This is a genomic window from Komagataeibacter xylinus, from assembly GCF_031081985.1.
GTDB lineage: Bacteria > Pseudomonadota > Alphaproteobacteria > Acetobacterales > Acetobacteraceae > Komagataeibacter > Komagataeibacter xylinus_E.
In genome coordinates this window covers 106,215-123,282 of the sequence record NZ_JARWSK010000009.1, presented here as the reverse complement: position 1 = coordinate 123,282, position 17,068 = coordinate 106,215, and the positions used below count along the sequence as shown (strand labels likewise).

Genomic DNA, 17,068 nt, shown 5'->3' with positions numbered 1-17,068 from the left:
TTGGCGTATTAAATGCCCCAGTGTGAAATCTTTTAAATTTCCACAGCCATGGCATCCTTTCTCACCAATGTACCAATACATCTTCCTGCTTTTTTCCATGGGAGGATCAATCCATATCCTGAACCGTTCGCATAGCGTAAACCCAACATAACTTCTTACCGCTATTGGGATGCGTTGCCTGACCTGACCGGTCAAGCCGAATGCCCCGTAATCCAACAATAGCAATACCGTTATGAGTGATAATATGAATACCGCAAGAGGGGGCGTGAACCACGCGCCAGCCGGGTTATAACAGGTTCCTCCTGCCGGCCCCGTGGCCGCCCATTGCATCAAAGGCCCGTCTTGCCATGTCACAGCGCCCCGTTCCTGCTCCCGCGGCTGATCCGTCCACCCGGCCCGACTTCGTGCATGTGCGCGGCGCGCGCGAGCACAACCTCAAGGATGTCAGCGTGGACATTCCGCGTGACCGGCTGGTCGTGTTCACCGGCGTGTCCGGCTCGGGCAAATCCTCGCTGGCGTTCGGCACGCTGTATGCGGAGGCGCAGCGGCGCTACCTTGAATCGGTCTCGCCCTATGCCCGCAGGCTGTTTCGGCAGATGCCGGTGCCCGATGTCACATCCATCGAGGGGCTGCCGCCTGCCATTGCGCTCCAGCAGCAGCGCGGCACCGGCACCGGGCGCTCCACCGTGGGCAGCATCACCACGCTGTCGAACCTGCTGCGCATGCTCTATTCCCGCGCGGGGCATTACCCTGCGGGCATGACGCGGCTGGAGGCGGAATCGTTCTCCACCAACACGCCAGAAGGCGCCTGCCCGCAATGCCACGGCCAGGGCCGCATCATGGACACCACCACCGCGCTGCTGGTGCCTGATGACAGCCTTTCCATCCGCGAGCGCGCGGTCGCGGCGTGGCCTACGGCATGGCAGGGGCAGAACCTGCGCGATATCCTGATCACCAAGGGCGTGGACGTGGACTGCCCCTGGCGCGACCTGCCGGAAAAAACCCGCAACTGGATCCTCTACACCGAGGAAACGCCCACCTACCCCGTCTATCCCGGCCTTGACCACGCAGCCGTGCAGCGCGCGCTGCGCGACAAGGTGCCCCCTGCCTATAACGGCACCTTTACCGGTGCGCGGCGCTACGTGCTGCATACCTTTGCCACATCGCAGAGTGCGAACATGCGCAGACGGGCCGAGCGGTTCCTCACCGCAACCCCGTGCCCCACCTGCCATGGCGGCCGCCTCAACCCCGATGCGCTGCGCGTCACCATCGCGGGGCTGAACATTGCCGAACTCACGCGCCAGCCGCTGGCCACCATCGCGCGCACGCTGGCCCCGCTGGCTGACGGCACGCAGGCACCCGAGCACGCCCCGCAGGCGGGCGACGCCACCGCCATTGCCGCGCGGCGCATGGCCACCGACCTGCTCGGCCGCATTGCGGTGCTGGAGCATCTGGGCCTTGGCTACCTGCAGGCCGACCGCTCGGTCACCACCCTTTCGCCGGGCGAATACCAACGCCTGCGGCTGGGCACGCAGATCCGCTCCAGCCTGTTTGGCGTGGTGTATGTGCTTGATGAACCTTCAAGCGGGCTGCACCCCGCCGATGCCCACAACCTGCTTGATGCGCTGGAAGGGCTGAAGCAGGCCGGCAACTCGCTGTTCATTGTCGAGCATAACCTCTACCTCATCCGCCGGGCGGACTGGATTGTCGATGTCGGCCCCGATGCGGGCACGGGCGGGGGCGCGGTGCTGTATAGCGGCCTGCCCGATGGCCTGCGGGGGGTCAAGAACTCCCGCACCGCGCCCTACCTGTTTGGCAGTGACGCCCCGATAGCGGGCACGCCCCGCCCGGCCAGGGGGTGGCTGAAGCTTGCGGGACTGACATGGAACAACCTGCACGATCTGAGCGTGGAGATTCCACTGGGCACGTTCGTGACCGTGACCGGGCTGTCAGGCTCAGGCAAGTCCAGCCTTGTCAGCCAGGCGCTGCCCGCCATCATGGCGCACGCGCTGGGGCAGAAACTGCCCGATACGGCAGATGCCGATACCATCGAGGACATGCCCGAAGGCACGCCGCAGGGCCATGTGGTGTCGGGCGCCAAGCAGATCAGCCGGCTGGTCATGATCGACCAGAAACCCATCGGCCGCACCCCGCGCTCCAACCTTGCCACCTATACCGGCCTGTTCGACATGATTCGCCAGATCTATGCCGCAACCGATCTGGCCAGGTCGCGCGGGTATGACGCGGGTCGTTTTTCGTTCAACCTGCCCAAAGGCCGCTGCCCCACCTGCGAGGGCGCAGGCTCGGTGATGGTGGAGCTGCTGTTCCTGCCCAGCGTGTATTCCCCCTGCCCCACCTGCCACGGCACGCGCTACCGGCCCGAGGTGCTGGAAGTGACCATAGGCGGCAAGTCCATTGCCGATGTGCTGGCCATGACGGTGGATGAAGCCGCCGCCTTCTTTGCGCATAACCCGGCCCTGTCCAGCACGCTCGCCACATTGCAGCAGGGCGGGCTTGGCTACCTGCGGCTGGGGCAGCCCGCCACCGAGCTTTCAGGCGGCGAGGCGCAGCGCATCAAGCTTGCCACCGAACTGCGCAAGCAGCGCCGGGGCCATACGCTCTATATTCTCGATGAGCCCACCACCGGCCTGCACCCTGCCGATGTGGACCGGTTGCAGGCCCACCTGCAATCGCTGGTGGATGGCGGCCACACCGTGGTGGTGGCCGAGCACGACATGCGGGTGGCCGCCCGAAGCGACTGGATGATCGACATGGGGCCGGGCGCGGGCGACGGGGGCGGCACGATCGTGGCCGCTGGCACGCCGCATGACGTGGCGCGTGCGAAAGGCAGCGCGACTGCGCCATTCCTGCTGCCCCTTACGGGCTGAAGTACAGAACAGAGGTTTTTGGATGCCGCCTTTTTTCAAAAAGGCGGCATCCTTCCGCAGCTTTTTGAAAAAAGCTTCACCAAAAACTTTTACCTGTTACCCGCGCGAGGCGGGCAGCACGCCCCACAGCGCCGCAACACCTGCAAAGACCAGCAGCGATGCCACCAGCGTCATGAGGCTCCAGCTCCGCAGCCCCTCGCGCACGTTCACGCCGCACAGCCTTGTTACGATCCAGAACCCCGCGTCATTGACATGAGACAGCGCCATGCCCCCCGCCCCCATGGCCAGCGCCATGAGCGCCAGATGGGTCTGGTCAAGGTGCAGGCGGCCGATCATGGGGCCAAGGATGCCCGCCGTGGTCATCAGCGCCACCGTGGTCGGCCCCTGGGCTACGCGCAGGATCATGGTCAGCACGAAGGCCAGCACCAGCAGCGGCAGGCCGGTAGAAGCCAGCAGGCCACCCAGCGCATCGCCTACGCCGCTCCCCACCAGCACCTGCGCAAACGCGCCCCCCGCCCCGGTAATGAGAATGATGATGGCGGTGCCCGGCAGGGCGGCGGCCACGACATCGGATACGGTAGCCAGCGCCATGCCACGCCGCAGCCCCAGCAGCCACGCGCAGAGCAGCACGTCCAGCCCCAGCGCCACGAAGGGAATCCCGGTAAAGACCAGCACAGTGCGCAACCGCCCTGAGCCCATCAGCTCGCCCGCCAGCGTGCCCGCCACCATCAGCACCACCGGCACGGCGATGACGGTCAGGATCTCGCCCACGCTCACCGGGCTGCGCACGGTGGCCTGCGTGAAGGCGCCTGCCGCGTCATCACCCGCCCCCTGCCCCTGTGCAGGCGTGCGGGCCTCCTCCACCACGGCGCGGATATCGGGCGCGCAGCCCAGCGGTTGCGCCATGATGGGCCGGGTCAGCACATAGGTCAGCACCGTGGCCACGGCTGCCAGCGGCAGGCCGAGCAGCAGCATGTGCCCTGCCCCCACGCCAAGGGCTGCCGCAACCGCCACCGCGCCGGGGTGGGGCGGCAGCAGGGCATGGACGGTCAGCATGGTCACGGCCATGGGAATGCCGAACACGGCGGGCACGCAGCCCGTCTGCCGCGCCATGCCATAGACCAGCGGCATGAGCATGATCACGCCCACCTCGAAAAACACCGGAATGCCCACGCCAAAGGCGGCAATGACCAGCGCAAGCGGCACATGGGCGGACCCCACGCGGCGGACCAGCGCATTCGCCACGGTTGCCGCCCCGCCCGAGAGGTCAACCATGCGCCCGATCATGGCCCCGAAGGCCACGATAATGGCGATATGGCCCATGATACGGCCCATGCTGCCCTGAATGGCATCAGCCAGTTTTGCAACGGGCATGCCGGTGAGCAGGGCCACGGCCACGGCCACGGCCAGCAGGGCTATGAAAGAATGCAGCCGGAGTTTGAGAATAAGCAGGAGCAGAACGGCAATGGAACCGATGCCGGTCAGGATCAGCGTGAACGAAGTCATGGAGCGGTCCCGTGCATGAGAGCGGCCAGTCTCATCCAGCCAGACGCGCCTTGTAAGGGGCAGCCATGCGGGAAAGCAACAACCTTGCACGCACCCCCCGAAAGCCTGCCCGGCACGGAGGCATGCCCAAGGCGGGCCTGCCAGCGTTTGAGAGACTGCCTGAAACGTCAGCCCGGAAAATATCCAGAAATCATGAAGCGTTTTTCAAAAAGCTTCAAAGAATGCCGCCTTTTTGGAAAAAGGCGGCACTCAGAGACTTTTATTATTTTTTATCAATGCGTTGTTCTCAAACAATGCCTGAAAACCGACAATGCGCGCACAGAAAAGGCTTTTACTTCAACGAGTGCACGACACCCGCTGCATAGAACTCGGCCTTGCTGATCTTGGCAGTGCCTTGGGCATTGCAGATCAGTTCCTTGGTTTCCCCCGCAAACTTGCAGGTGCCAGTCGCATCTTCAGCATAAGACTGACCATTGGTGATGACCTGGATCCCGTTGATGTTCTGGCCAATGGTTGTACTATTGCTCGCAGCATCTGAAAAGAAACCATAAAATACGACCTGCATATTATTGTTTCCGAATATTTCCGTGCTGATGAACAGCCTGTTGTTCACTTTGTATAAGGCAACATTGCAGGTGTCTGACCGATCAGACCCGTTTTTGTATTCTACGCGGACATTACATTTCTCATGCGTGGCAATGGAAAACAGGTTTTTGGTATCCGGGCTGGCCATGGCCGCCCTGATCTCGGGCACGGCCTGCTGTTCACTCGGGGTAGACGCGTACGCACCTGGCACAACCGTCAGGCAGGCTGCCGCCATGATCCACTGATAAAAACGCATGAGCTGTCCTGTCATCCATTCATTGAAAACGGGGGCTTATACCCCACTCTCGACAGGCGCAGTCCTGTTGGTCTGGCTCCCATGACCGTTCAGCCAGACACCTTGACGGCATCCATACGATTCTTCCCCCAACGGCTGAGGGCACAGGCACCTGCGGCACGACCGCCCTGCAGGTAAAACATGCATGCGTGCGTGGAAACAGCCTGAAACCGGGATTTTTTTCCACCTGCCAACTCCATGCCGCGCCTGCGGCCGTTTTTCATGCTTGACAGCGTGCCGCCATGTCTCCATTACGCGCCACCGGTTACGCACCGCAGTCGCTTTTTTGGGCCCTAGCGCCCCGGGACGTCACGCCATGACAACCATGCTCAATCCATCCCTGTCGCCCATGCGCAGCCCGGCCACGCGCCGCGCCATGACGCATGTGACAACCTTCATCCGCGAGGCGTGGATCGTGCCGATGGTGGTCATGGGCAGCATGCTGTGCGGCGGCGTGTTCACCCTGCTCTCGCATCTGCTAGGCCACGCGGGATAAAAAAACGCCGCCCGTTTTTCAACTGGGCGGCGTCTTTCAAATCAGCGGGCGGCCTGCCGCATGGCGCGATGGCCATCACCCTTTTTGGGGGCCGGTTCCGCCAGCCAGTGAATGCGGACCTGACGCAGCTCGAAATTGCGCTGGCTCTGCACGCCCATATCCCCAAACGGGTCATAGACCACGCCGGTCACATCGGCACGGCACTGCTCATGCTGGCCGGTATCCCCACAGATCTGCTGCGCCTTGCGAAAGGAGGCTTCCTCCATCGTGGGGCCATCGAGCGGGATGGCGCCATTCCAGTCCACCTTGCCCGGCAGGTCGGCAATGCGGAAGGCCGCGCAATCCGCCCCGCCCGAATTGGCCGAGGTAATGGTGCACCCCTCAATGTGCACGGGCTTGCCCACATACTGAGCGGCCTGCGCCTGAAAGGAAGCGACATCAAGCGTGGGTGGCGGCGCGGGCGGGGCAGCATGCCCCCTGGGGTCGCGGGCCATGGCGGGTGTGGCGGCCATGCCCGTGGCCATGAGAGCCAGCCCGGCCAGCGCACCAAGTTGAAAACGTCGCCTCACGTCGTGTCGTCCTTCCGTCAAGAAATCAGCCTGCGGCCTGCATTCGGCAGGGCCATTTTTGCCATAGACACGCAGCCTGTGACCACAACGCAACGTGCGGGCAGCCATGCATGCGCGGCTGGACGGCGGCTGGACGGCCGGTCAGACGATCAGAACGGCGAGGATTTCTGCCCCGCACCCTGGCCAAGATCGGCAAAATGCTGGGTTTCCGCGCAGCCACGAAAGCGGTCGAGCACGGGCACGCTGCCAGCAAGATTGACGCTGAGCGGCGGCTGGTTGCCAAAACGCACCACCGCAAGGTGCTGGTGGGCCATGGCATCGAGCAGGCTGGTCATGTCGGCTGCGGGCATGTTGGCGACCAGCGTCGTGGCATCATTGGCCTGCATGTGAAAGACATGCGTATAGGCGCCAACCGTGACCGTCATGTCCCCCTTTTCGCCATTGGCGAGGGTCCAGTGATCATCCGCGCTGCGCACCTGTAGCGAGTCGGCATCGGCGCGGAACATCAGGATCTCGCTTTCCGACCCGGCGATGCACAGGTCGGTATGCACCCCGGCATCGGGCGTGTGATGGATGGCGACCCAGCCGCCGCCATGTTCATCAACGAGCATCTGCGACGGGCTGGGACTGCTGTCTTCATCCTGCGGCTGCATGGCCACCGGCATGGCATGCGCCGTGTTGTCATAGGACTGCGCCCACGCCCCGCCCGGCAGGGCAAGACAGGTGAGGCAACCCAGAAGAACCTTAAATTTCGTGCTCACTTTGCGACAATCCCATTGCAACAAGGACCGACGAATCGGAATGGTGGGTGATTTCAGCTTCACCCAGGCGTGATGTTGACATATATTGTCATAATTGTGGATAAGGAAAGGGCCTGCCTGCCCCGCGACAGAGCATGTCGCTCCACCCAGCCGATGCCTGCCACGCGGGCACGCATAATAATACTAAAGAAGATTTTCATTTTCCCATCCCCACACGGCCGCCGTGCGCGCACGGCATTGGCCTGCGGGCGCGGGGCCGTTATCATGTGGTTCGCCCACACTGTTTTTTCATGGATCTGGAAGGAAAAAGCCGGGATGCGCCTGTTACCTGCTGCCATCCTGGCAATCGGAACCCTTTGCGCCTCAACACAGGCGCGCGCGGCCGATCCGGACTGGATCTTTGCCAATAGCGGCCCCGGCGGCCAGCCCATGGTCATATCGCATCAGGGCACGCTGGATGTGATGTTCTACCGCGCGGCCAGCGGCACGCTGGGCATTGCCTTTCACCAGCGCCATGGCAGGTACCGCAACCCCAAGGGCGTGGAAACCGCCATGGCGATGATCGGCAAGTTCACCATAGCCCTCCAGACCTTCCTGACCGGCCAGAAATGGGACACGGCGGGTGGCGACCTCAAGCCCGATACCGTGCCCGACCTGGTCAACGCGCTGAAAAACGCTGGCACCGGCGCGCTCATTCCCTTCGAGCATGATCCCATTTCGTTTTCGCTCAAGGGCGCGATGCCCGCCCTTGAGGACCTGGCCCATTACGCGATGGCCCATGGCGAGAGCCTGCCACCACCGCTTGAACCCGCCGTTGCCACAGCCCCCGCCCAGCCGGGGCTGGACATAGAAAAACTGGCCCACCACCCCTATGACACCCAGCGCGGACGCAGGGTGGCGCTGCCGCAATACGACATTGCCGCCAACTGCGACCGCGCCCATGTGGAAATGCTCGATACGGATGGCGAATGCGTCAGCGCCGAGCAGAAAAGCCAGGCCGCGCTCAGCACACACTGGACCGGCTATGACAGCGACCTGCGCGGGGCCTGCCTGTCGCTGGTGAATGATCCGGGCCGGCTGGAAAAATATCAGGCCCTGCTCATGTGCCTCTCGCGCTATCAGGATGACCGGCGGCAGTGGCAGCTCGTATCAGGCTCGAGTGGCAGCGATGACATCCTGCCCGCCAAGAACGCAGCGCCAGCCGCGACAGGACAGGCCCCTGAGCAGAAACAGTAAACGGTTCTTTATGGAAAAAGGCGGCAGCCGGAAACTTTCATGATCTGAAAGCGGTTGCGGGCACAGTCATGCAACCTGCGGGCGGCACCACCGTTGAAGTGTCAGTTGGCCGCGTTGTCGCGCCGCAGCGCCTGTATGAAAAAGATCACGCCGCTCAGCAGCAGGCCGAACAGGATGACCAGCGGCTGCACGTAAAGCACCACCAGCACCACGAAAAGCACAAGAAGGGAGCCGTATTTCAGCTTGCGGTCCTCATTCGAGAACAGGTCGATAAACCCGTCTGAAATCAGGCGTAGGGCGGATTCGCCACCTGCGGAGGTCACGCTCAGCCCCTGCTGTTCAAGCCGCTGCATGAAGGCGCGGGCCTGCTCGCGCGCGGCGGGGGTGAGAGCGGGGGTTGCCCCGTCCCCTTCCAGGGCTGTTGCCACGGCGTCAATCACATGACTGTCCACAGTCGCCTGATCGCTCATTTTTATCTGTTCCCTCAGCCATGTGGTGCGTAAGCCCGTGGCTCGTCCACCCGTTTATCCACATTATTTACTGTTTTATCCACAGGGTGAAAACTCATTCCCCCTCGCCATGCGCTCCCTTGCCGCAGGCAATGCGACGTCCATCGCGCAGGGAGGGGTCAACCGTCATTTCGCCACGCGGCACCGGGCCATCGGCAATGCGGTGGCCGGTGCCCATATGCCCCGACCAGGTGGAATAGGCCATTGTGCGATAGGTATCGCCCGCGCAGTTATAGACAACGGAAAACCGCACCGAGGCAAAAGGCAGCCCGTGGCGGATCATGTCCTCGTCAAAATCCTGGATGAAGGTGGCCGACGAATGGGTGCCACGCGCCTGCACCGAGGCAAGGTCGATATATTCGTTCACCTTGTTCTGGTACGGCGGCAGTTTCTGCAGGTTCGCCGCCACGTGCGGGGCGGGGGAAGCAGGTTCCTGCGCCAGTGCCGCCCGCGCGCCGCCCGCCAGGCCACCGCAGGCGAGTCCTCCGGCCATCACCGCCAACACTACCCTGTATCCCATTGTCTCCCTTTCATTGCATTGCATGGACGATGCCCATGCATGCCAGACCCTACATCACGAGACTGTTTTGCAGGATCATGCCAGGAGCGGCAAGACAAACCACCCGCAAACACGTCGCATATCGCTTCGCGCTGACAGGAAGCCGCCATGCAGGCCCTTTTTTCACGCCCGAACGCCGCCCTGCTCGTGGCGGCCCTGCTCATGCCCGCCCCAGCCGGGGCGCAGCCCCTGCCCGCGCCCACCGTGACCCGCGCGCCATTTGGCGCCGCGCCCGACGGGCAGCGGGTGGAACGGTTCACCCTGGGCAATGCGCACGGCATGCGCGTGCAGGTGCTGAGCTATGGGGCCATCATTTCCGCCATCGAAGCGCCGGACCGCACCGGCCATGTCGATGACGTGGTGCTCGGCTTCCCCACGCTGGCGGGCTATACGGTGGACAGCGCACAGGGCGGCCTGTTTTTTGGGGCGACAGTGGGCCGCGTGGCCAACCGCATCACCAACGCTACCTTCGTGCTTGAAGGCCAGCGCTACCATATTCCCCCCACCGAGGGCACGACCGCGCTGCATGGCGGCCGCAGGGGGTTTGATAAACAGGTCTGGACCGTTGAGGCTACGGGCCACACGGCAGACACCGCCAGCGTGACCCTGAAGCTTGTCAGCCCCGACGGGCAGGAAGGCTTTCCCGGCACGCTGACCACGCATGTCACGTTCGCGCTCAACACGCGCAATGAACTTTCACTGCACTACCGCGCCACGACAGACCGGCCCACGGTGGTCAACCTGACCAACCACAGCTACTTCAACCTGAGCGGCGAGGGCAGCGGCACGGTGGAAAACCATGTGCTCCAGCTCAATGCCGATGCCTATACGCCCACCGATGCCAATGCGCTGCCGCTCGGCACCATCGCCCCGGTGGCGGGCACGGCGCTTGATTTCCGTACGCCCCAGCGCATCGGCGCGCGCCTGCGCGACAGCATGCCCCAGATGCTTCATGCCCATGGCTATGACCAGAACTGGGTCATCAACCGCGCCCAGGCCGCAACACTGGTGCCCGCGGCCCGGTTACGCGACCCGGAATCGGGCCGGGTGCTCGAGGTGCTGACCACCCAGCCCGGCATGCAGGTCTATACGGCCAATTCCCTTGATGGCGCCTATGCCGGGCCTTCAGGCCGCACATACCGGCAGGGTGATGGCATAGCGCTCGAAACCCAGCATTATCCCGACAGTCCCAACCACCCGGACTTCCCCTCGATCACACTCCGCCCCGGCCAGACATATGATGAAATGACAATCTACCGCCTTGGCGTGGAACCCGTTGCAGCCTCCGCCCCTTGAAGATGAGGGGGAAAGGCTTTGATTCTGGCAGCAATGTCCTTACATACCTCGCCATATCGTGATCGAAGGACGCAAACCCTCAATGAAAAAAATTACCGTTCTGCTGCTTCTTGCAGGGCTGGCAGCCTGCCAGGCCGGCCATCCGCCCACCGATCCCGACCAGAGCGGCGGCGTGGGCGGCATGACCGGCTCGCCCGGCCAGGACTCGCTCAGCGACGGACCGGGCGGCTCAGGCGGCCCCGGCATGGGCGGTTAGGCCCCACGGCCCCGGCGGGCGGTCAGTCACGCCCGCCACTTATGTTGATGATTCCCAGCCCCAGCAGGCCAAGCCCAGCAAGCCCTTCGGCCACCATCCATGAGATGGGGCCAATGCCATCAGCCGTCATGCCGCGCACCAGCACGCCCACGCTGCCCATCATCAGCAGAAGGGACACGATGGTCCCCCATTTTACAATCTTGCCGCGGTTCATCAAATCTCTTCGCTGTCTGTCTGGTTCCCGGCGGGGCCGGCGTGCGTACTTCTATCACCATGTAACTACAACCGTCCAAACCCGACATGCGCGGCGGCAATGCGCCAGCCGGGCAACGGCGCATTACTCATGCAGATGTGATACCCGCCCCGGCCACTTTCATGCTTGCATTTCGTTACAGGGATAACCGGCTGGCCTTCTGGCCCGTCCACCTGTGCAAAAGCATTCAAGGAGCACGGCCATGCAGATACTGACAGCCCCCGCGCCCGCCGCCGACTGGTCTGGCCGCATGATGCATCTGATGCGGAGCTGCATGGCCTATCCATACGCCTTTCTGCGCCTGTGGGATGGGGACTGACCACACGCCCCCGCTATTCGTGGCGCAGGTCGCCCGTCGAGAACCAGGCATCATTACCGGTCCTGTCGTTACGAACGCGCACCTGCCCGTTTTCTATCATTTCCACGATGGCCCCCTTGAAGCCACGCTGCTCGGGGCTGACCGCGGCATTATCCTTCACCACCACGATATCGCCGTCCTTGAAATCCATCAGCCCTTACTCCTTTCCCTCATGCGCGTTGAAATTCCTTCGCGCATCATGCCAGCACGCCTGCGCGCTGCAAGCCACTGATGCGCCATGGCATACCACATCCGCGCAAAGAACAGGTTGCGCCATCCCCAACGCATTCCGACATGAACAGGAGCAACATTTTTCATGGAGCCAGTTTCATATGTCCGCAGACCATCACATGCCGTCCAGCACCGACCTCGAGCGTGAACTCGAGCAGGTGCGCCGCGACCACGCCATTGCACTCAAGGACCGCCCCGAGCACGCCCATGCGCTTGCCGCGCGCATGAAAAAGCTTGAAGACGACCTCGCCCGCGCAAAATAAGACCTGAAAAGATAAAAATTCCTGTTGAAGCCTTTTTTCAAAAAGCTTCGTAAAAAACGCCGCCTTTTTGAAAAAAGGCGGCACCGGGAAGCTTTTGTTCTTCTACTCTTCAGGCGTGGTGGGTGCCGTGGCGCCGGGTGTTGGCGCGCGCACCAGCCAGTAGACAATGCCCAGTGACAGCACGGCCGCCGACAGGGCCAGCAGTTCCATCACATCGACTTCCTTGAGGTCGATGACGATGAACTTGCGCACCGTGGCCAGCATGCCGATCAGCAGCACCGAGCGCATGCGGATCATGCTGTGCGGCTGCGCATCGGGCAGCACCAGGATGGAATGCTTGAACTCAAGGGCAATCAGCACGGTAAAGAACATGCCGAAAATGCCCTGCAGCACCTCCGGGCTTGTCGGGTTCAGCCCCGAGGTCAGTACCATGCGCCCCACCGCCACCACCACATGCACAAGCGACGTGCCCGCGATCACCACGATCAGCAGGGTCAGGATGAGCATCACCCCCTCCTCGAACAGGTCGAACAGGCGGGCCATCTGAAAAAAACCGGGCAGGCGCTTCATCATATGCGGGGCGGTATCCTTGCTGGAGGGCGCTGGCGGCCATCATGCCGCGCCACGAAAGGCAACCCTTGTAACAAGCTTACCCCGCCCCGTGCAAAACCGGCGGCTGGCCTCTGTATCGCGCGGCGCCATGTCAAGATTGCGCCGCGGCATCCTGCCATGCAGGCGCGGGTCTGGATGATGGCCCTGTGCCACCCCAATTATGGTGGAACGGACACCGCGTGTGTCCCTGATACACAACATGACGAACAGGATGCCATCATGAGCAAAGCCGTAGCGACCGGACCCGACGCACAGGGCAAATTCGCGCTTGAAATCAACATCGGTGGCCTGACCGGCGCCATTGCGGGGTTCAGTTCCAAGATGGAAGCGGAAGACTACGCAACCTCGCTGCTGCGCCGCGTCAAGGAACTCGCCAAGGCCGATGGCCTGAAATAAGCGGGCTGGCCGGGATGGGAAGGTAATGCCTTCTCCCCCGGCCTTTCCCTTTTCCCACGGCGGGAAAGACGTGCAAAAAACGGCGTTTTTTGCGGCGTTGTGAAAAAAGCTTCACCAAAGACGTCTTTGCGTGAAAAAACAGGACCACGGTTTCCCCACGCCCTTGCATGTGCGTGAAAAGACCGGAACAGTCGCCTTAATGCACTCATATGCGCCCCGCAGGCTCAGACCCTGCCTCCGCAATGACAATCAAGGACGAGCTGCCCCATGAAAAAACTGACCCGATCCCTCTGCGTACTGGCCGTGGCCAGTGGCCTGAGCGCCTGCGTGGACGGTCCGCCCGGCCGCTATTATGGCGGGTATGGCGACTACGGTTATGGTGGCGGCGGCTACTACAGTGGCTATGGCGACTATTATGGTGGCGCACCGGAATATATCGGGCGCGGCGGTGGTCCCCGCGGTCCCCGTGGCGGTGGCTTCAGGGGTGGCTTTGGCGGCCCGCGCCGGGGTGGTGGCGGTGGCCCGCCGATGGGCGGCGGCGGACCGCGCGGCGATCATGGCGGTGGCTTCGGTGGGAGTGGCCACGGGCCTGGGGGCGGCGGCGGACCGGGAGGTGGCGGGCGTGGCCCCGGCGGTCCGGGTGGTGGCGGCGGTCATGGTCCCGGCGGGGGTGGTGATCATCACCGCTGAACATGACATGGGCTGGCTCCACGCGGAGCCAGCCTTTTTTAATGGGCGGCATCCAGCTTGAAAAAAGCTTCGCCAGACCTTTTCATCCGTGCTGCCCTGCTCCGGAAAGCAGGTTCATGACCAGCACGCCGCACACGATCAGGGTCATGCCCGCAATGGCGGCCAAGTCGAGTTTCTGCCCCAGCACCACGCGGCAGACCAGTGTAATGAGCACCGTGCCAATACCCGACCAGATGGCATAGGCCACGCCGGTGGGAATGACCCGCAACGCCAGCGACAGCGCATAAAACGCCACCCCATACCCCACCACCGTCACGCATGATGGCCCCACCCGTGTAAAACCAACGGACAGGGTCAGGCAGAACGTGGCCGTCACCTCCGCCACGATGGCGATGATCAGGTAACAGTACGCCACCCTCAATCCCTTGCGGGCGGCGTCGCGCGCGGGGGCAGGCCGCGCAGGCGGGTGCGGGGCGCACGCGGCCGCGGGGGTGTTTCATCGCGAATCGCCACGGCGTTCTGCCCTTTGGCCTGCAGGGCGGCGGCAAAGCGCTGCACATGCGTCCACTGCGCGCCGGCATAGAGTTCACGCCCGTCCAGCATCACACGATGTCGTCTCAAGCCCTGATCCTGTCCTGTTCTGTTCCGCCCTACAGATGGGGATGGCGGCCATGAGGCGCAACAGCAGCATAAAATGCGGCCATTTTTCAGGAAACCTTCGCTTTTACGAAACGATTCATGTATGAAGAGGATAGGAGGTATGATCCATGAGCAACTCTGCACGTATGATCGCCCATCTGCTGATTACAGTTCGGCTGAGCACGCGTAATCGGCCTTCTTCAACAGTTTCCCAGCCCACGAAGGACTGACCGCCTCTCCCGCAGGGTGGGGCGCGCAAGCGGGTGGGCAGGCACCTGTCATGTTATGACATACTATGTCCGTCACGCCTTCTTTCGCGCCCGCGCCAGCCGGGCGGCAAAGGCTGGCAGTTCATCGTGATGCAGCAGGAACACGTTGTTGGACCGCGCAAGCTGCCGGGCCGGGATCGTGTAATCCGCATTCGAGACCACGGCCGCCACATCCGCATGGTAATGCAGGCGGGCGGCTGCAATCTGCTGCACGGCCTCATTGCCCACGGCGTTGCGGTACAGCTTGCACTGCACCACCAGCCGCACAGGACCATGCACGGCAATAACATCCGCCCCCTGGTCACCGCCCGGCGGGGTGGCGTGGGCATCCCAGCCACAGGCCCGCAGGCGGTCGGCGCAGTACCGCTCATAGGCGATGGGGTCCATGTCAGGTGAAAAGCCATCCGCTGCATCACTGCCGGAGGGGGCCTGACGCGCCACCTGATCAATCAGCGCCAGCACGCGCCGGGCGAGGGCAGGCCACGTTGCCGCCAGCCTTTTGCCGCGCAGGGCAGGCTGGATGATCGTCTTGACGAATTCCGCCTGCTCGCGCTCCCATTTCGTGGTGCGCTCCACCCCGTAACTGTTGAACTGCACCAGTTGCCGGCGGCGGATGCGCAGGGCCTCGCCATGATGGTGCACCAGTTGCCTGCACAGCCGCCACGCCCGCCTGCGCCGCCACCATCGCCTGCCATAACGCAGCACAAGCCACAGCACCATCACCACGCCGCCCGCCAGCACAAGCCGCCATACCCCTGATGGCAGCACTGCGGGCGTGGCCCCCGCCACACCCACGGCACTGACGGCACTGGCGGCAAAATATAGCGGCGTGTTTCCCCGCCGTGCGGGCAGCGGGCGCAGCCGCGCCACGGTGTCGTCGTCGCGCCTGCCCAGTAATTGCCATGTTCCCGCCCCGTCAACGCGCTGGCAATGCAGTTGCGCCAGCGCCTGCGCGTAAGGAGCAGCAGGCATGGAAAGGGACAGCTCCCCCACCCGGCGCAGGCTGGCGGCCTGCATGCACCCTATGGCGCCAGGCGCGACCTGATAGGCGGTGGGGGCTGCCAGCACGGGCACGGGGACCAGCAAAAGCCACAAGCCCAACCCTGGCGTGATGCCTGCCCGCATTTGTATTTCTGCTCCCCTGCATTCGTGACGCAACCAGTCTAAAACGTGAGAACAAAATAAGAAAGTAGAGAAATGCCAGTGCCTTCGCACCGGGTGTGGGCCTATCATGCCCGCATGCGACTCTGCTTTATCGGTGACAGCTATGTCACGGGAACGGGCGATGAAACCTGCCAGGGCTGGGCCGGTCGGCTTTGCGCAATCGAGCGGCAGGCGGGGCATGATCTCACCCTCTACAACCTTGGCGTCAGGGGCCAGACCAGCCACGACATCGCGCAACGCTGGCAGGCTGAAGCACAGGCCCGCCTGCACGGGCGCGATGATGGCGGCATAATCCTGTCATTCGGGGCCAATGACGCAAGGGTCGATGCCGCAGGCCAGCCCCGGCTGGCGCTACAGGACAGCCTGCATGCCACCGAACGGATCCTGCGCAGCACCCGCGCCACGTGGCCAACCCTGATGATCGGCCCTCCGCCCGTAGGGCGGCCCGGCCCCGACCAGCGCACCCGCGTGCTGGAGCAGGCGATGGCGGCATTATGCAGTCGGGCTGGCGTGCCCTTCCTGTCTGTCTGGGCACCGTTGCTGGGCAGCGCCGCATGGTGTGGCGGGATTGCCCAGGGTGACGGGCTGCATCCCGGCGGGGCGGGCCATGCCGTGCTGGCCCGGCTGGTGCATGACTGGCCCGCCTGGCGGAACCTGATGGCCGGGGCGAAACGCATATCCCCATTCCCCTTGGCAGGAACAGGCATTATGGCCACATAAGGCACGCAGCTTCGTGCCGCGCTTTTTCGAATGAAGGCATACAGAGACATGAACAAGATCATCACCTGTGCCCTGCTGGGCGCGCTGGCCGTGGCCTGCATGCCCGCCGCCCGCGCCGACGTGCCCGAGGCGGAACTGAACTCGCTGTATATCCGCCCCGAGGTGCAGCTTGCAGCACCATCGCTGACATTCCCCAACTATCCGGTGGTCGATGTCTGCACCACCGAGTTTGGCGATGAAGTAACCAATGCCTGCGTCACGGCGGAAAAGGAGCGCGCCCTGGTGCTGCAACCCGCATGGGAGGAATACAAGGACAGCGACAAGATCGCCTGCCAGGAGGAAGTGACCCATATCCGCCACATCCAGCTCTATCGTGACCTGGCCTACTGCCTGGACAAGCGCCGCTATGACGCCTGGCGCAAGGACCACCCCAACGGGAAGTAAAATCCTGAAAAAATAGAAGTTTTTGGGTGCCGCCTTTTTTCAAAAAGGCGGCATTCTTTCGAAGCTTTTTGAG

General features: G+C 63.2%; 22 protein-coding genes. 10 read left to right on the top strand and 12 right to left on the bottom strand.

Annotated elements, in window-relative coordinates; translation table 11 throughout:
- Positions 1–347 precede the first annotated feature (347 nt).
- A complete protein-coding gene (locus tag QEG70_RS15515) occupies positions 348–2,888 on the top strand; it encodes an excinuclease ABC subunit UvrA (RefSeq protein ID WP_308721437.1) in 2,541 nt (846 codons plus the stop codon).
- Between the two features lie 96 nt (positions 2,889–2,984).
- Here QEG70_RS15515 and QEG70_RS15510 read toward each other — a convergent pair whose 3' ends face one another.
- A complete protein-coding gene (locus QEG70_RS15510; RefSeq protein WP_308721436.1) occupies positions 2,985–4,394 on the bottom strand; it encodes a GntT/GntP/DsdX family permease in 1,410 nt (469 codons plus the stop codon).
- 331 nt (positions 4,395–4,725) lie between these two features.
- Positions 4,726–5,250, bottom strand: a complete 525-nt coding sequence (locus tag QEG70_RS15505) for a hypothetical protein (protein WP_308721435.1) — start codon at positions 5,248–5,250, stop codon at positions 4,726–4,728.
- A gap of 340 nt (positions 5,251–5,590) precedes the next feature.
- Between QEG70_RS15505 and QEG70_RS15500 the strand changes: the two genes are divergently transcribed.
- A complete protein-coding gene (locus QEG70_RS15500; RefSeq protein WP_308721434.1) occupies positions 5,591–5,770 on the top strand; it encodes a hypothetical protein in 180 nt (59 codons plus the stop codon).
- Positions 5,771–5,811: 41 nt separating this feature from the next.
- Here the strand turns inward: QEG70_RS15500 and QEG70_RS15495 are convergent, their stop codons facing one another.
- Both QEG70_RS15495 and QEG70_RS15490 read right to left on the bottom strand, forming a co-directional pair.
- A complete protein-coding gene (locus QEG70_RS15495) occupies positions 5,812–6,339 on the bottom strand; it encodes a hypothetical protein (protein ID WP_308721433.1) in 528 nt (175 codons plus the stop codon).
- A gap of 149 nt (positions 6,340–6,488) precedes the next feature.
- Positions 6,489–7,100 (bottom strand): hypothetical protein, encoded by a 612-nt coding sequence (locus tag QEG70_RS15490; RefSeq protein ID WP_308721432.1) that lies wholly within the window; start codon positions 7,098–7,100, stop codon positions 6,489–6,491.
- A gap of 315 nt (positions 7,101–7,415) precedes the next feature.
- Between QEG70_RS15490 and QEG70_RS15485 the strand changes: the two genes are divergently transcribed.
- Positions 7,416–8,336: a hypothetical protein gene (locus QEG70_RS15485; RefSeq protein ID WP_308721431.1), complete on the top strand. Its 921-nt coding sequence runs from the start codon at positions 7,416–7,418 to the stop codon at positions 8,334–8,336.
- A gap of 101 nt (positions 8,337–8,437) precedes the next feature.
- Here QEG70_RS15485 and QEG70_RS15480 read toward each other — a convergent pair whose 3' ends face one another.
- A complete protein-coding gene (locus tag QEG70_RS15480) occupies positions 8,438–8,806 on the bottom strand; it encodes a hypothetical protein (protein ID WP_308721430.1) in 369 nt (122 codons plus the stop codon).
- Between the two features lie 94 nt (positions 8,807–8,900).
- Positions 8,901–9,338 (bottom strand): surface-adhesin E family protein, encoded by a 438-nt coding sequence (locus QEG70_RS15475; protein WP_308721429.1) that lies wholly within the window; start codon positions 9,336–9,338, stop codon positions 8,901–8,903.
- A gap of 174 nt (positions 9,339–9,512) precedes the next feature.
- On the opposite strand from QEG70_RS15475, the gene QEG70_RS15470 reads away from it, so the two are divergent.
- The gene (locus QEG70_RS15470) at positions 9,513–10,700 is read left to right on the top strand and encodes an aldose epimerase family protein (RefSeq protein ID WP_308721428.1); all 1,188 of its coding nucleotides are present in this window, start codon (positions 9,513–9,515) and stop codon (positions 10,698–10,700) included.
- Positions 10,701–10,782: 82 nt separating this feature from the next.
- Complete coding sequence (locus QEG70_RS15465; RefSeq protein ID WP_308721427.1) at positions 10,783–10,956, top strand: hypothetical protein; 174 nt, start codon at positions 10,783–10,785, stop codon at positions 10,954–10,956.
- A gap of 22 nt (positions 10,957–10,978) precedes the next feature.
- On the opposite strand, the gene QEG70_RS15460 is transcribed toward QEG70_RS15465, so the two are convergent.
- Entirely contained in the window at positions 10,979–11,134 is a 156-nt protein-coding gene (locus tag QEG70_RS15460; protein ID WP_244192101.1) for a hypothetical protein, read from the bottom strand.
- A 407-nt stretch (positions 11,135–11,541) separates the two neighbouring features.
- On the bottom strand, positions 11,542–11,718 hold the full coding sequence (locus QEG70_RS15455) for a hypothetical protein (RefSeq protein ID WP_308721426.1): 177 nt from the start codon (positions 11,716–11,718) through the stop codon (positions 11,542–11,544).
- A gap of 181 nt (positions 11,719–11,899) precedes the next feature.
- Between QEG70_RS15455 and QEG70_RS15450 the strand changes: the two genes are divergently transcribed.
- On the top strand, positions 11,900–12,061 hold the full coding sequence (locus QEG70_RS15450) for a hypothetical protein (RefSeq protein WP_308721425.1): 162 nt from the start codon (positions 11,900–11,902) through the stop codon (positions 12,059–12,061).
- A 102-nt stretch (positions 12,062–12,163) separates the two neighbouring features.
- Here QEG70_RS15450 and QEG70_RS15445 read toward each other — a convergent pair whose 3' ends face one another.
- Positions 12,164–12,634 (bottom strand): phosphate-starvation-inducible PsiE family protein, encoded by a 471-nt coding sequence (locus QEG70_RS15445; protein WP_308721424.1) that lies wholly within the window; start codon positions 12,632–12,634, stop codon positions 12,164–12,166.
- Positions 12,635–12,892: 258 nt separating this feature from the next.
- On the opposite strand from QEG70_RS15445, the gene QEG70_RS15440 reads away from it, so the two are divergent.
- The gene (locus QEG70_RS15440; RefSeq protein ID WP_165165659.1) at positions 12,893–13,069 is read left to right on the top strand and encodes a hypothetical protein; all 177 of its coding nucleotides are present in this window, start codon (positions 12,893–12,895) and stop codon (positions 13,067–13,069) included.
- Between the two features lie 267 nt (positions 13,070–13,336).
- Positions 13,337–13,759, top strand: coding sequence for a hypothetical protein (locus tag QEG70_RS15435; protein ID WP_308721423.1), 423 nt, complete (start codon positions 13,337–13,339; stop codon positions 13,757–13,759).
- 82 nt (positions 13,760–13,841) lie between these two features.
- On the opposite strand, the gene QEG70_RS15430 is transcribed toward QEG70_RS15435, so the two are convergent.
- The 3 genes from QEG70_RS15430 to QEG70_RS15420 form a co-directional block, all read right to left on the bottom strand.
- The gene (locus QEG70_RS15430; RefSeq protein WP_308721422.1) at positions 13,842–14,174 is read right to left on the bottom strand and encodes a DMT family transporter; all 333 of its coding nucleotides are present in this window, start codon (positions 14,172–14,174) and stop codon (positions 13,842–13,844) included.
- A gap of 2 nt (positions 14,175–14,176) precedes the next feature.
- Entirely contained in the window at positions 14,177–14,380 is a 204-nt protein-coding gene (locus QEG70_RS15425; protein ID WP_308721421.1) for a hypothetical protein, read from the bottom strand.
- A gap of 320 nt (positions 14,381–14,700) precedes the next feature.
- Positions 14,701–15,792 carry a restriction endonuclease gene (locus QEG70_RS15420; protein ID WP_308721420.1) on the bottom strand — a complete coding sequence of 364 codons (1,092 nt, stop codon included), beginning with the start codon at positions 15,790–15,792 and terminating at the stop codon, positions 14,701–14,703.
- Between the two features lie 72 nt (positions 15,793–15,864).
- Between QEG70_RS15420 and QEG70_RS15415 the strand changes: the two genes are divergently transcribed.
- Together QEG70_RS15415 and QEG70_RS15410 are read left to right on the top strand one after the other, a co-directional pair.
- Positions 15,865–16,551 (top strand): GDSL-type esterase/lipase family protein, encoded by a 687-nt coding sequence (locus QEG70_RS15415; RefSeq protein ID WP_308721419.1) that lies wholly within the window; start codon positions 15,865–15,867, stop codon positions 16,549–16,551.
- Between the two features lie 48 nt (positions 16,552–16,599).
- Complete coding sequence (locus QEG70_RS15410) at positions 16,600–16,995, top strand: hypothetical protein (protein WP_308721418.1); 396 nt, start codon at positions 16,600–16,602, stop codon at positions 16,993–16,995.
- Positions 16,996–17,068 lie beyond the last annotated feature (73 nt).